This is a genomic window from Streptomyces phaeochromogenes (assembly GCF_001418655.1).
In the GTDB taxonomy this organism is placed as follows: domain Bacteria; phylum Actinomycetota; class Actinomycetes; order Streptomycetales; family Streptomycetaceae; genus Streptomyces; species Streptomyces phaeochromogenes.
Genome location: NZ_LIQZ01000052.1, coordinates 1 through 13,475 on the forward strand (window position 1 = coordinate 1; position 13,475 = coordinate 13,475).

The 13,475-nt window shown below is 72.6% G+C and carries 11 protein-coding genes and 1 pseudogene; 1 reads left to right on the top strand and 11 read right to left on the bottom strand.

Features of this window, described 5'->3' with window-relative positions:
• From AOK17_RS07425 to AOK17_RS07470, 10 genes are all read right to left on the bottom strand, one after another.
• Positions 1-1,832, bottom strand: a 1,832-nt coding sequence (locus AOK17_RS07425; RefSeq protein ID WP_483855175.1) for a tetratricopeptide repeat protein, incomplete at its 3' end; no start/stop codon positions are given.
• Positions 1,829-3,604, bottom strand: coding sequence for a TIR domain-containing protein (locus AOK17_RS49870; RefSeq protein ID WP_055611525.1), 1,776 nt, complete (start codon positions 3,602-3,604; stop codon positions 1,829-1,831). The genes AOK17_RS49870 and AOK17_RS07425, both read right to left, overlap by 4 nt.
• Entirely contained in the window at positions 3,601-5,490 is a 1,890-nt protein-coding gene (locus AOK17_RS49875) for a tetratricopeptide repeat protein (RefSeq protein ID WP_055611526.1), read from the bottom strand. The genes AOK17_RS49870 and AOK17_RS49875 overlap by 4 nt, the downstream gene beginning before the upstream one ends.
• 88 nt (positions 5,491-5,578) lie before the next feature.
• Entirely contained in the window at positions 5,579-5,866 is a 288-nt protein-coding gene (locus AOK17_RS07440) for a hypothetical protein (protein ID WP_157881280.1), read from the bottom strand.
• Entirely contained in the window at positions 5,847-7,397 is a 1,551-nt protein-coding gene (locus AOK17_RS07445) for a hypothetical protein (RefSeq protein ID WP_055611528.1), read from the bottom strand. The genes AOK17_RS07440 and AOK17_RS07445 overlap by 20 nt, the downstream gene beginning before the upstream one ends.
• A complete protein-coding gene (locus AOK17_RS07450; RefSeq protein WP_055611529.1) occupies positions 7,394-8,899 on the bottom strand; it encodes a hypothetical protein in 1,506 nt (501 codons plus the stop codon). The genes AOK17_RS07445 and AOK17_RS07450 overlap by 4 nt, the downstream gene beginning before the upstream one ends.
• On the bottom strand, positions 8,880-10,952 hold the full coding sequence (locus AOK17_RS07455; RefSeq protein WP_055611530.1) for an Hsp70 family protein: 2,073 nt from the start codon (positions 10,950-10,952) through the stop codon (positions 8,880-8,882). Before AOK17_RS07455 ends, AOK17_RS07450 begins: the two co-directional genes overlap by 20 nt.
• A gap of 17 nt (positions 10,953-10,969) precedes the next feature.
• Positions 10,970-11,416 carry a hypothetical protein gene (locus AOK17_RS07460; RefSeq protein ID WP_055611531.1) on the bottom strand — a complete coding sequence of 149 codons (447 nt, stop codon included), beginning with the start codon at positions 11,414-11,416 and terminating at the stop codon, positions 10,970-10,972.
• 231 nt (positions 11,417-11,647) lie between these two features.
• Positions 11,648-12,145, bottom strand: coding sequence for a hypothetical protein (locus tag AOK17_RS07465; RefSeq protein WP_055611532.1), 498 nt, complete (start codon positions 12,143-12,145; stop codon positions 11,648-11,650).
• 98 nt (positions 12,146-12,243) lie between these two features.
• Positions 12,244-12,756, bottom strand: a complete 513-nt coding sequence (locus AOK17_RS07470; RefSeq protein ID WP_107102323.1) for a RipA family octameric membrane protein — start codon at positions 12,754-12,756, stop codon at positions 12,244-12,246.
• 79 nt (positions 12,757-12,835) lie between these two features.
• On the opposite strand from AOK17_RS07470, the gene AOK17_RS07475 reads away from it, so the two are divergent.
• Complete coding sequence (locus tag AOK17_RS07475) at positions 12,836-13,285, top strand: RpiB/LacA/LacB family sugar-phosphate isomerase (protein ID WP_055611533.1); 450 nt, start codon at positions 12,836-12,838, stop codon at positions 13,283-13,285.
• An 81-nt stretch (positions 13,286-13,366) separates the two neighbouring features.
• Here AOK17_RS07475 and AOK17_RS52020 read toward each other — a convergent pair.
• Positions 13,367-13,475: pseudogene (locus AOK17_RS52020) on the bottom strand (lysylphosphatidylglycerol synthase transmembrane domain-containing protein); the annotation flags it as partial.

Consider the following 13,475-nt stretch of genomic DNA (forward strand, 5'->3'; position numbering starts at 1 on the left):
GGCAGGGGAGAGGGGCGTGGGCCCGCGGCCGTGGAGCCGACGGTCGCAGAACCGTTCGCCGTCGCCCGGGTGTTGGCGGTTGCGGAACCGCCTGCCGTCGTCCGGGCGTTGGCGGGCGCCGCGCCTCCTGGCGACACCTGGCTCCCGGCCGTCACAGGGCCGTCGGCCGTTGCCGGGGTGCCGGCGGTCCCTGGGTCGCCGGTCGCCGCCTGGCTGTCGGCGGTCGCCGGGGCGCCGGGTGTCACTCGGGCACCGGCGGTTGCCCGGCCCTCGTGGGTCGGCCCGGCGTCGGCGGTCCCCGGCCCCCCGGCCGGACCGCCCGACGGCTCCTGTCCCTCCACGGCGGACAACTGCTCCTGGAGCGCCAGCACTTGGTCCGACGGCGCGGCCGGGGCCGTACCGAACTCCTTCTGTTTCGCGGCCAGTTTGCGGCCGACCTTCTTGTTCAGGATGGTCCGCAGACTGCCCGGGGACTGCTGGAAGAGGGCCTCGCACTCCTCCAGCCGCTGGTGGAAGACCTCGAACGGCATGACCAGACCGGCCGGTTCGAGGGCCTTGAACCGCTGCAGTGTCTCCAGCCGGGCCAGGCGCAGGGCCTCCAGACGGTCCACCATCCCCGCCAGGGTCTCCTTGTCCCCCAGCACCCGCGCGTAGTCGGCAGCGTCTCCCACCGAGCCCTTGGCCAGTGCCTTGGCGTGGGTCTGCGCCTCGCCGATGAGGCCGTGCAGCTGGGAGGCCGCCGCCTCGAACTCCGCCAGCCGCTCGTCGGGACCGACCGCTTCCGGCTCGTCGGCGTCCGAGGCGACCGGGACGTCCGCCATCGGCTCCGGCGGCTCGGCGCCGAGCGCCCGCGACGCCGACCGCAGGGCCTTCTCGTGCCGGGCCGGGTCACCGTCGGTGAACTCCCTGGCCGCCGCGTGGGCGCCCAGGTCGGGGAACCGGAGCGGACGCCAGAACAGCCGCCGCCGGTGGATCAGCGCGATGAGCACATCGGGCAGGGAGCGTTCGGTCAGACAGTCCGCGAGGCGGGCCGGCAGCTCGGCGCGGTCGGTCTCGAAGAGGTCGCAGACCAGGTGCAGCAGACACGTCGCCGGCCCGTCGTCCGGCGGAAGCCGCTTCGCCAGCCGGCGTACGGTCGCGGTCGGATAGCCGTACACCATCCACTGCACGGCGAGGACGGTGAACGCGGCCGTCCCGCCCCGGCGGTGGTCCGCCAGCTCGGCGATGCTCTCCAGCTCGGCGGCGAGGGCGTCCCTCGTCCGCTCGGCGGTCCTGCCGCGCAGCCGGCCGTCGGCCTGCATGTCGTGGATGCCGGTCCACCGGCACTCTCCGGGCCGCAGCAGCGGCAGCGCGGGCTCGGCGGCGTCCGGGTCGAAGTCGTCGCGGCCCTCGCGGACCGTGGTGGCGATCGCCTCGGCACGGGCCTTGGGGTCCCCGCTGTCGTCGGCACCCGGCCCCCGCTCGTCGAGCCCCTTGAGCGCGCTGCTCAGATGCGCCCAGATCCGGTGGTTGGCGGGGGACAGGGAGGCCGCCGCCGTCAGCCAGCGGACGGCCGCCGCCGGCCGCCCGTGCCGCAGATAGAGCAGCCCGACGTGGTACGGGTGCTTGGGGTTCTGGCTGTCCAGCCGGTGGGCGCGCGCCAGCAGGACCAGCGCGGTCGCCGGCTCGGTGCCCGGATGGACCCCGATCCGGAAACAGGCCTCGACCAGGGCCTCCGACTGCCCCTCGGTGAGCGCCTCCCCCTCCTCGACCCGCGACCACAGCCAGCTGACCCTGCGCCACAGCACGTCCGGCCGGTTCTCCAGCACCGAACGCGTCGTACGGGATGTCACGAGTGCCGTCCCTCCCCCGGATCCGTACTGCCGTTGTCCTCCGGCGCCGCCCGGCCGCCGCCGCCCAGTTCCTCGGTCGGCAGGATCAGCAGGCGCCGCCCGTCCGACACCGCCGCCCGGCTCCCGTCCGGGGAGACGGTCATCGGGTGACCCGAGACATAGGTGGTGCGGCCGTCGCGCACCAGCGCGTGCGAGCCGTCGGGGTACTCCAGGACCAGCAGCCGCCCGCCCCTGCCGGAGCCCACCGGCCGGGCGCCCGGCACCGTGTGGAAGCCGACGCGCACCGCCAACTCGGCGTCGAAGGAGACACCTTGGCCCTCCGCGTCGACGATCGCCGTCAGCTCGTCGCCCGGCAGGGTCCCGGTGATCGCCGTCACGGGCTGAGTGACCTGCAACAGCCGTCCGCCGGCCGAGTCCAGCCGGTGGATGCGGTGTTCGCCGACGACCAGCGCGAAGCCCCGTACCCGTGCGACGGCGAGAAGCAGCGGTTCCAGGGTGTGTTCCGCCCCGGCCCGGCCGCCCGTGTACTCGGTGAGTCTTCCGTCGAGGCCGCCGACCAGCAGACCCTGGCCGTCGGCCGCCAACACCTGGACACCGGCCCGGTGTTCGAGCACCCGCTCCGGTTCCTCGGTATCGAGGGACAGGGACCAGACGGCACCGCTCCACATGCCGACGTACAGCTTGTCCCCGTCGAAGGACATCGCGCCCGGCACGTTGAACCGCTCGCCCCGCGGTGCCGGGAGGTCCACGGTCCGGACCCGCCCGTCCGGGGCCGCCAGGACCACCCGCCCCGACCAGTCGGCGACGGCCAGGCAGTGCTGCCCGCGCGCCCACAGCCGGGGCCGCTCCCTGAGTTCCGCCGTGCCGGCGGCCTCGTACGCCGCCGTGAGGACCGTCAGTGTCCTGCCGTCGCGTACGGCCAGGGCCCGGCCGTCGGGGAAGAACACCGGGTGGCCGGGCGCGGGCAGGACGGGACGGTCGCCGTTGTCCCAGGACGGCTGTTCGTCGGGTGCCCGCACCGGGAAGAGCGGCGTCATGGCCGGTTCGCAGCCCGGGGCGGTCGCGACCAGTCGCACCTCGGCCGTGGCCGTCCGGAACGCGAGGTCGCCGAAGACGGCCGAGCCCCGGGTGACCGGCGCGCCGAGGGTGCCGGTCAGTCCGGCGGAGGGCGGTTCCGCGGCCAGGGTGACCGTCGCCCCGGGAGACGACAGAGGTGTGCCGTCCGGGGCCGAGCAGGTCACGGTCAGGGGCGGCAGCGTGTGACCGGCGACCGCACCGGTGACGGGTGTGTCGAAGCGGAGGGAGGGGCGTGTCTCGGCCACGCGCAGCTGAAGGGCGCCACGCACCTCGTCGATCCAGTGCGGCCTGGACGTCGGGATCCAGTTGATGCGGTTCACCACGTAGGGCACCTTCTTGGCGGCCCCGGGGTCGATGAGCACCGGGATGAGCCGGCCGCCCTCCGGCGTGTTCAGCTTGTACGCCTCGTGCAGCTCCCACTGGCAGACGGGCTTGTCGAAGTACGTCTGCGAATAGAGCGCCACGATGTAGCGGCTGCGGGGGAGGGCCTCCTCCAGGAAGCTCTGCCAGTCAGCTCCGCCGGGCGTGCCGGTGCGCGACACGTCCAGGTAGATCCTGGGCGCCCCGCCGGCGGTGGTCACACACTCGCTCAGCGCATCGAGCAGGTCCTTGGCCTGGATGTAGTCCTCGCGGGCGTAACTGATGAACACGTCCCACTGCTCGGCGGCGGACGTCGCCGCTTCGGCCGTCGTCATCGCAGCGTCCTGGAGATCGTCCCGATCAACTCGTCGAGCAGTGTCCGGTCCCGGGCCTCGAACGAGCCCTTGGCGCTGCGGCGCAGTTGCTGTGCGTCCCCGAGGATGTCGGAGAGCTGCCTGCGCACCGCGTACGGATCCCTCGGCCGCGACGGCGAGCTGGTGCCCGACTGCTGTTCGGCCAGCTGGTTGAAGCGCCGTACGAGATCGGACACCTGCACGGACGTCTTCACCCGCGAGACCTCCGCGCGGCGGTCGGACACCAGCTTCGCGAGGTCGTCGAGCTGACTGCTCGTACTGCTGCCCCTCCTCGCGGTCTTGCGCGTGGTCTTGATCTCCTGGGCCAGCCCGTCGAGCGATCCGGCGAGCCGGTCCGCCGCCTGCGCGCCAGAGACACCGCCCTTGGCGGCCGACATGACGCGGTCGTACTTCTCGTAGAGGCCGCCCACGACCATCGCGTCGGCGACCTCCTTGAGCCGCTGCGCGATCGCCGTCTTGAGTTCCTGGACGACCTGTACGCCCTGTTCGCTCCGCGCCGCCGCCCTCAGGACGGGGAGCCTGCGCTCCAGTGCGGAGAGCCGGTGCCGCAGCGTCGCCAGCCGGTCGACGGACACACCGTCGCGGACCGACTCCATGGCGTCGACGTACTCCTTCACCGCCGGGTTGATGACCGTGGCCTCCTGCCAGCCCCTGATGGCCTCCAGCAGTTCGGCGGCCTGCGTGAGACCGGGATCCCGTACGGCGGTCTCGGCGCATTCGGCGGCCCGGTCAGGCTCGCGGCCCAGGCGGTAGAGACAGGCCGCGTAGAGGAAGTTGAGCCACGGGAAGCGCGGCACCAGCGACAGGACGTGGGCCAGCAGCCGCTCGGCCTGTTCGGCACGGCCGGTCTGCATCAGCAGCGCGGCCTGCTGCCCGTCGGTCTCCGCGATCAGCGAGTAGAGGTCCTCGGTGCGGTCGGGCGGCAACTTCGGTGCGGGCAGCGGGATCTGGCGCGGCAGGTCGATCAGGAGGGCGAGGAACGCGTCGAAGTCGTCGAGGACGGTGTTCCTGCGCCATCGGGGGTCCATGCCCAGCAGCGCGTGACGGGAGCGGTGGAGATTGCCCGCCTTGAACTCCGACACGGCAGGCGCCGCCACCGGGGCGAGCTGCGCGAGCAGCAGCCTGCGCGCCAGTGCCCTGACCGGCTCCTGGTCGACATCCGCCTCGGCCGCGCCCCGGGTGGCGGTGTCGAGGGCCAGCTCCAGATCGCCGTCGCGCGCCTGGCCGACCGCGAGGAGATAGGACAGCGTGCCCTCTTCCGGGGCCAGCTCCAGGAACGCCTCGACGCGGGCCAGCGCCCCCGGGGGATCGGTCCGCACGGTCTCGGTGTACGCGGTGACTTCGAGCGGGGTGAGACGGCGGCGCAGCTCGCCGCGGAGGTCACGGATCCGTTCGCGCAGCCCGGCCTCCACCCGCTCGTCGCGCAGGGGCCGCAGGATCCGCAGGGCCTTCACCTGGTCCGGTCCGCCCAGCTGGAACAGGCAGTAGGCGCGCAGATAGCGGGCCTCCTGGTGGTCGGGGGCGTTCTGCAGGTACTCGGCCAGCTGGTCCAGGGCCAGTTGGTACTCACCGGCGCCCGTGTTGGCCCGCGCGTCCTCCAGCAGTTCCTCGCCGTCGGGGCCCAGGTCCAGGGACATCTCGGTGAGCGTGGCGACCGGGGGCGCCAGGACCAGCGCGGTCTGTGAGGCGGCAGCGGCTGCCGCGTCCCGGGCCAGCTCCTCCAGCCGCCGGTCGTGTTCGGCGAAGTCCCCGTGTCCCCGGACCTCCGTGAACTCGAACGTGGGCGTCCGCAGCGCCTGGACCGGGCGGATCTCCTGAAAAGCATTGTCACGGCCTGTGCCGGTCACAGGTGTCCCTTCCGATTGCGGGTGGCTGAGGGAGAACGCGAGGGTGCGGGAACGGGGGAGCTCGGTGCGAGAGCGGGCACCGGCGCCCTCAGTCGGGCGACTCGCCCGGCTCGGGCACGCTGCCGAGCGCGTGCTCGGCCAGCTCCCTGCAGAGCAGGTACTCGGCCTCCTGGTCCACCTTCACCATCAGGAGCAACACCCGGGCCAGCGACGCCTGTTCGAAGAGCTGGTCCTCGTCCGGCGCCGGCCGGTGCACCACGGGCGCGAGCCGGTCGAGCAGCCCGGCGTGGTCCGCCGTACGGCGCCGTCCGGGCACGAGTCGGGCCAGGCGCCCGGGTGCGGCCCCGGTCCGCCGGCTAGGCACGATGCTGGTCATCGGTCTCCTCGGGCAGCAGGATCTGTCCGGTGCTGGTGATGAGCTTGCGCTCGGCGCCGTGCAGCACCTCGGCGCCCTCGGCGTACACCGCGGAGGCCTGTTCGAGCTGGGCCAGCTGCTCGCGCACGGCGTGCTTGGCGGGGTCGTCGTCGGGGAGGTCGCGCAGCCGCGTGTAGAGGATCAGCTCGATACGGCGGCGCAGTGCCTCCGAGCGTCGCCGGTGATCCTCCAGCGGGGCGCGCTGATGGGGTACGGCTCCCTCCTCCAGGTCGCCGGCGTCGCCGAACGGCGTGAACTTCGCCTTCAGACGCCGGTACAGGGCCTGGTCCTCCTGGGACCGTTCGGGATCCTCCAGGTACTCCCCGACCAGGACGAGGTAGCGGGAGATCGCGTCCCCCTCCCCGCCGAGGGCCCGTTCACGCTCCATGAGGTCCAGCACCTCGGGCAGCATGATGCCCTTGGCCAGGCCGGTGCCGCCGTTCAGCACGGCGAGGGCCCGCTCGCGCTCGGGCTGGCTCGCGGAGAAGTAGTACCGGACAAGACCGTCCACCAGGGCCGCGTCACCGAGCTCGGGGTCGGTCTCGCGCAGCGCGTCCGCACGCCGCCCGAACTCCTCGAAGTCGTCCGCCGACGGCGCCCCGGACAGCGCGGGCCGCAGCAGCCACTCCCGCAGGAGCGCGAGCAGCCTCAACAGCGCGATGCCGGTCAGCAGTTGTGGGCCCGAGCCGTCCTCGGGCGGCCGGCGCTCCACCTGTTCGGCCAGCTGCGCCAGCCAGTCGCCCAGCTGATGGGGATCACCGTCCGCCCAGTCGCAGACGAGAAGCCCCAACTCGGCTTCCACGGTGGGCAGATCGCGCTCCGCGGACCGCTTCCGCGCGTCGCCGAACGCGTCCCGGGCCTCGTCGGCCCGTCCGTCGAACACCGCCTGGACGCCCTTGACGAGCTGAAGGTCGTTCACCTCGGGCGGGATCCGCTCGGTGAGCTCGCCGAGCTCCCGGACCCGGTCGAAGTGGTGCAGCGCCCCGTCGATCTCCCGCCGCCGCCAGTGCCCGGCGGCCAGCTGCAGGTGCGAGATGGCGGCGATCCGGCGGCTCTGCGGCCGGGCGTCCAGCAGCGCCCGGTGCTCCGCGTAGAGATCGGTGACGCGGTCGTGGTTCTCCAGCCGCGCCTGTACCCACAGCTCCAGGTAGGCGGTGTCCTTCGTGCGGCTCTCGGCGGTGACCAGCTCGTCGAGCACGGTCGCGGCGGCCGAGTAGCGGGCCGGTTCGTACGTCCCCAGCATCGCCCGCACATAGGCCTGCGCGAAACGGATCCGGTTCAGCCCCCGCCCCCGGGGCCCGGCGTTGACCGCCTGCCCGAGCAGCCGGTCGGCCCGCTCCAGCTCGTCGCGGTCGTCGCTGTCCAGCAGGGCCAGGGACTCGGCGTACGGCCGTCGCCAGCGGCTCGGCAGGACCAGGAGGAAGTACGAGCCGCTGGCCACGGTCGACAGGAACAGCAGCGGCAGGACGACCGCCAGCAGAATCGTGGTCACCCGTGCGTCTCCTCGCCCCGTGCCTCGTGCAGTCTTCGGACGAAGTCCGCGAGGCGCATGCCGTGTTCATGGATGTCGTCGCGGCCCATCTGGCCGCTCTCCCGGACCCGCCGCAGACCGTCCTTGACCTGCTCGGCGACCGACCCGGCCGAGTCGAGGTGGCCCAGCCGCAGGAAGGTCTCGCCGTAGTCGAGCATGAGGTCGAAACGCCACCACATCAGCGTCGTCCCGTCGTGCAGCCAGCGGTACACGAAGTCGTTCGCCTCCCGCAGTTCGCCCAGGCCGATGAGGCAGCCCGCGAAGTCGTGGGCGTGCTCCCGGCGCAGTTCGGGCGGCAAGCGGTCGAACGCCGTACGGGCCGTCGTGTGGAGCCGGTCGGCGAAGGAGGCGTCGATGGCTCCGGCGAGCCGGCCCTGGACGACGGACCACAGGCCGCCGATGATCGACAGCTGCGCCGCGTACGCCTCACCGCGCTCCGGGTCCGTCTGCACCGCCCGCTCCAGCAGAGACAGCGCCTCCAGAGGCTCCTTGAGATCCCGGCGGGCGATGTCGGCCGCGAGGAGCAGGAGTTCGGGGCCGGGCCGGTCGACCAGCGCCGCGTGGGCGAGCCCGACGGCCTTGCGCGGTTCGCCCGCCTCACGCAGGGCACGTACCGCCGCCAGCGGGTCCATCGCGTGCCGTGCCCGGTCGAGGGCCTTGGCGAGAAGCTGCGGATCCGCGTCGACGAGCCCCGCGGCCTGGACGCCGGTGAGGCCGAGCAGTTGTGCCCGTGCGGCCTGTACGGACTCCACGCGCCGCATCCAGGGCGGCAGGCGGCTGTCGTGCCGCTGGTCGGTGAAGACCGCGGCACAGGCGGTCCGTCGGAGGAGTCGCCCGGTGTCGCCGGACGGCAGTGTGTCGAAGCAGCGCAGGGCCGCCACGCCCAGGGCGTGCAGATCGGGGGCCCGGCCGCCGGGCGGCAGACCGCGTGCCGCCTCGGGGGTCAGATGGGTGATCCGCTCCGGCTCGGCGAAGACCTCGCCCAGGGACGGCGGGCCCCAGGCCGGCAGCGGCAACAGCAGCGGGCGGTCGCCCACCAGCACGATGTCGGCGGGCAGCGGCACCAGCCCGGGGCCGATCGACTCGCGCCAGCCCGGCAGCGCGTGGAGCGCGGCGGCCACGGACGCGAGCCGGTGGGCCGGTTCCCGGTCGGCGACGGCGTCGGCGAGACTGCGTCCCGCGTCGGTCTCGTAGCAGACGACCTGGAACCAGCGGCCGGCGAACTGCCGCTGGTCGCCCCGCTCTCCGGGCACCACGGGAACCAGGTCCTGGCGGCGCGGCCGGGTCTGCCACGCCAGCAGTTCGGACCGCTGCTCCCCGCTGATCTCCTCCACCGGGATGAGCCGGTACCAGCGGCGCCGGCGCGGCGCGCGGTAGAGCGAGCCCCACCAGCCGACCCCGGCGTACTCGGCGTCGAGCTCCTCCTCGACGACCTCGGTACGGTCACCGACGGCTGTCGTCATATGCGTCCTCTAGGGCGTCGGCCAGCTCGTCCAGCGTGTCCTCGTCCGCGCCGGTGCCCACGGCGTCCATGAAGGCGCGCAGGGCGTCGGTGAGAGCGGGCGGCGCCTGGCCGTCCCGGGCCGCCCTGATCGCCTTCTTGGCCATGCGCCGGTACTCCGCCGGTACGTCGGCGGGGTCCAGCTCGGCGGCGGACGCCTGGGCGGGCACGGCGGCCGGAACGGATGCCTGTACCGGCGTCGGGACCGGAGTTGGTACCGGCGTCGGTACAGATGCCGGTACGGCTTCCGGGCCCGGTGCGGGGGCGCCCACCGGCGCGGGAATCGTGAACTTCGGTGATCCGGCGCCTGGTTGCCCGGCGCTCGGTTGCCCCGCGTCCGGATGCCCCGCGCCGCCGGGCCGCGTCGCGTTCCGGGCCCCGGCCGGTGCGACCGTCGCGTACAGCTTCAGCAACGCCGCACGCCGCTCCGCGAGTTCGTCGATCTTGCCGATGGTGGTGCTCTGGTCGAAGGTCGCCTGGTACTCACGCCCGGTGTTGGTGTGGGTGACCTGGACGCCCAGCAGTCCGTTCACGTCGAGGGAGAACTCGACCTCGAACTGGTGGTATCCCTCCGGCCGGGGCTCGATGTCGTCGAGGTGGATCGTGCCGATCAGGGTGTTGTCGTAGATGTACTCGCCCTCGCCCTGATAGATGGCCGCCTCGATGCGCGCCGCCTGCTCCGGGTTCGTGTACGTCTTGACCTGGCGGGCCGGGATCTTGGTGCCGCGCTTGATCAGCGCGTTGAACTTCCCCTGCTGGACGCCGACGCCCAGGGTGTGTTCGGTGATCAGGGTGACGGAGTAGTCCTGGTCCTCCGCGGACCGCTCGCCGGTCGGCCGGGTCCCGAGGTCGAAGGCGGGCGTGGGCTCGAACCGGTGGGCCACGATCGCCGCGCCCCGGGCGACCAGCGTGTCGGGGTTGGCGTCGCCGCGCACGAACCCCTCGTCCTGGTCGAAGTAGTCGAGCAGCATCCGCTTGACCTGCGGGATACGGGTCGAACCGCCCACGAGCAGCACCGCGTTGATGTCCTCGCGCTGTACGCCCTTCTCGCTTTTGGCGAAGCTCAGGGCCTCGCCGACCTGGCTCAGGGACCGGTCGAGGATCGGCTGGATCAGCGCCTCGAAGGTGGCCCGGTCGAGTTCCAGCGGAGCGGTCGTGCCGCCCAGGTCGATGGAGGCCGTGCCGCGCAGGGACAGTTCGCGCTTCGCGGCCTCCGCCGCCGCCTTGATCCGGAGCCGCTCGGTGTCCCGCGGCAGGGTCGCGCCGAGTTCCCGGACGATCCACTCGGCGACCGCGTCGTCGAAGTCGCCGCCGCCCAGCCGCTGGTCGCCCGCGGTGGCGATGACCTCGATCTCGTCGTCCTCGGTCTGGATGATCGACACGTCGAAGGTGCCGCCGCCCAGGTCGAAGACGAGGTAGATCTGCTTCTCGGACTCCGCCCGGTCGACTCCGTAGGCGATGGCCGCCGCGGTGGGCTCCGGAATCAGCTGGCGGGGGTAGAGACCGGCCAGCAGCGCCGCTTCCTCAGTGGCCTTCTTCTGCCGCTCCATGAAGTAGGCGGGCACGGTGACCACCGCGTCGTGGATGTCCCCGCCCAGCGCCTGCTCGGCGATCCGCTTCATCCGCATCAGCACCAGGGCGCTGATCTCCTGCGGGCGCAGCCATTCCCCGCCGAGCCTGGCCCGTACGGGATCGCCCTCCGCGAAGACGCCGGTCGCGCCGAAGTGGGCGAGCAGTTCCGGGGTGAACACGGCGCCCATCTCGCGCTTGATCTCCACGAGCGTGTCGTCGGCACCCGGTCCGGCGCTGATGGCCGCCTTGGCGTCGTGCCCGACGACGAGCGTGCCGGTCCCCGGTTCGAGCCGGACGACCGAGGGGGTGGCGACGGCGGCGGCCCCCTCGTGCTCGGGGTCGGCGAGGATCTTGGGGGCGAAGTCGTCGGGGTGGTAGGCCGAGACGGCCGAATAGGTGGTGCCGAGGTCGATGCCGACGACCCGGTGCAACTCATCTTCCATGGGGAGACCTCCGGGGTTCACTCGTCGGCGAAGCCGTCGAGCAGATGCGTGCGGGTGAAGTCGCCGCTGAAATCCGTACGGGTCGTGTCCGAGGGGTGGTGCACGGGTTCACCGGCGGCCGTCAGGAAGGCCTCGATCTCCCTGCGCAGCACCGTCAGACCGGCGTCCCGTTCGTCGAGTACCGGCTCCCAGGTCGGTTCGAGGCGCAGCAGTGGGAGCGGCGGATACCGTGCGTCGTGCGCGGCTCGGGCCTCGGCGCTCTCCAGACTGACGGCGTGCGCGGCGGCGATCTCCTCCTCGCTCGCACCGCGTGCCTGGAGCCGCGCGTCGTACCGGGCGGCTGCCGCCCGGATCTCGTCGGCCGTCGCCTCGGGCGGTACACCGAGGCGCGTGTACTCGGTGGATCGGGGCACGACCAACGGCAACGCGAACAACGCCCCGCTGGTGATGTCGCCACCGGGCATGGAAAAGCCCCCGTTCACACACGCGTAGCACCGAGGGATGAGCCTGACGGCAGCCCCTGCTCGACGCGGTCTTCATTGGCGCAGCACGACCGTGTGCGGTCGCGACGTTGCGCCGATTCTAGAGGCGCGCCGATCAACTCGCGGCTGATCCTGCCGAGTTGATGCGTCTTCCATCGACATGGCCGGAATTGATCCATCGGGAGAGGCGGTACGTGGCCGGGCGGGCCGGTGTCAGGTCTGTGCGCCGGTTCTTCGGGCGCCGGAGGGCCACACCACGTCGACCGTCAGGCCGGCTGCCCGCGCGACGGCCACCGTGTCCGCGGTGCCGCCGCCCCGGCCCGAGGGCGCACCGCCGTCCCACACCGCCACCAGCCGGTGCGCCTGCTGCAGGAGGAAGTGGTTGGCGGCCTCGTAGGCCTCGCGCCCCGCGTGCTCGTACGGCATCACGGTCACGTCCTCGGCGGCGTCCCGCAGGGCGTCGAAGCGTGCGAGATCCTCCGGGCGCACCACCGCCTCCCGGTAGTCCCGGGACGGGAGGATCACCGACAGCCGGCCGCCGAGCGCGAGGATCTCCTCGGCGAACAGGGAGTCGGCGCCGACGGCCAGGCACGAGCGCCCCACCAGCGTGTCACCGCGGAATTCCGCCAACAGCGCGCGGAGAGCGGCACGTACCGGCCCGGTGGCCTCCTCGGCCAGGTCCATGTGTCCCGTGACGGCGATCGTGGTCAAGCGACAACTCCCTTCCGGGTGGGGGAACGTATCTGCTGCATCGCCCAACGCCCAACGCCCGCCGTGGGGCGGGGAGGCGGGCACGTCCGCGGTGCGGTTCACAGCGCCAGGGCGGCGAAGCCCAGGAGGTAGGTGCCGGCGAAGATGAGGGGGACCCACCGTTCGACGTGGGTGAGCGGCAGATAGACGCGCCAGTCCTGTCCCTCGTCGAGCGCCTTCCACTCGGCGGCCGAGAACGCGCGGGTCGGCAGCCGCTCCTCCAGGGCCCCGATCACCTTCCACTTCCCGTCGTTCAACTGCTGGTAGGAGCGGACGGTGAACCACCAGGCGACGCAGATGGCGAGCAGGACCAGGAGCCCCGCCAGCAGGAGGAGGACCGAGAGGCCGCGCCGCTGCGGCTGGGACAGCCATGCGCCGAGGAAGGCGACCAGACCGCTGTTGAGCGTCAGGAAGAACGTGTTGGCCAGATTGCGTCGGGCGCTGACCCGGTCGGCCATCTCCACGCACAGCTTGTACTGCTCGAAGACCGCCGCCTGGTACGGAGCGGTCTCCTCGCGGTAGTGGGACGCCGTGATGTCGTCGTTCCACAGCGAGTTGCTGATCTCGGCCATGGCCGCATCATCCCCCAGCCGTCGCCCTCCCCACCAGCGGAAGGAGAGGGTGGAAGGAGGGGGCGGTAGGCTCCGGGACATGCGGATCTCCGTCTCCTCCGACATGGACGAACCCGTCGCCCGTGCCCTGCTCGAAGAGTTGCGCGCGCGTGGTCACGAGGTGCTGGCGTACGGGGCGTTGAGCCCCGGGGACGATCCGCAGTGGGCGGTGTGCTCGGAGACGGCGGCCCGTCAGGTCGCCGCCGGGGAGGCGGACCAGGCGGTCGTGTGCTGCTGGACCGGCACCGGCGCGTCGATCGCCGCGAACAAGGTGCCCGGGGTGCGGGCCGCGCTGTGCGTGGACGCGTACACCGCCCAGGGCGCGCGGCGGTGGAACGACGCCAATGTGCTGGCGCTCAGTCTGCGGCTGACGTCCGGGCCGCTGCTCAAGGAGATCCTCGACGCGTGGTTCGCCGCGGAGGCCAGCGAGGACGCCGAGGACCGGGGGAACGTGGCCCACGTCGGACGGCTCGATCTCGGGAGAGGCTAGCCCCGTAGCCCCGTAGCCCCGTAGCCCCGTAGTGGCGGTGGTCCGGAGCGGCCGTGGTCGGGGCTCGGGTTCCGGTGCGGTTCACAGCACCTTGCGGTGGACCAGGATCGACAGGACCAGCGCGCCGGGCAGCAGGGGTACCCAGACCGTCAGGACGCGGTAGCCGATGACGGTCGCCGCGGCGATGCCG

Coding starts and splice junctions, on each gene's coding strand:
- AOK17_RS49870 (WP_055611525.1), bottom strand. CDS start 3,604: ATGACGACGGCCGAAGCGGCGACGTCCGCCGCCGAGCAGTGGGACGTG.
- AOK17_RS07440 (WP_157881280.1), bottom strand. CDS start 5,866: ATGACCAGCATCGTGCCTAGCCGGCGGACCGGGGCCGCACCCGGGCGC.
- AOK17_RS07450 (WP_055611529.1), bottom strand. CDS start 8,899: ATGACGACAGCCGTCGGTGACCGTACCGAGGTCGTCGAGGAGGAGCTC.
- AOK17_RS07455 (WP_055611530.1), bottom strand. CDS start 10,952: ATGGAAGATGAGTTGCACCGGGTCGTCGGCATCGACCTCGGCACCACC.
- AOK17_RS07460 (WP_055611531.1), bottom strand. CDS start 11,416: ATGCCCGGTGGCGACATCACCAGCGGGGCGTTGTTCGCGTTGCCGTTG.
- AOK17_RS07470 (WP_107102323.1), bottom strand. CDS start 12,756: ATGGCCGAGATCAGCAACTCGCTGTGGAACGACGACATCACGGCGTCC.
- AOK17_RS07475 (WP_055611533.1), top strand. CDS start 12,836: ATGCGGATCTCCGTCTCCTCCGACATGGACGAACCCGTCGCCCGTGCC.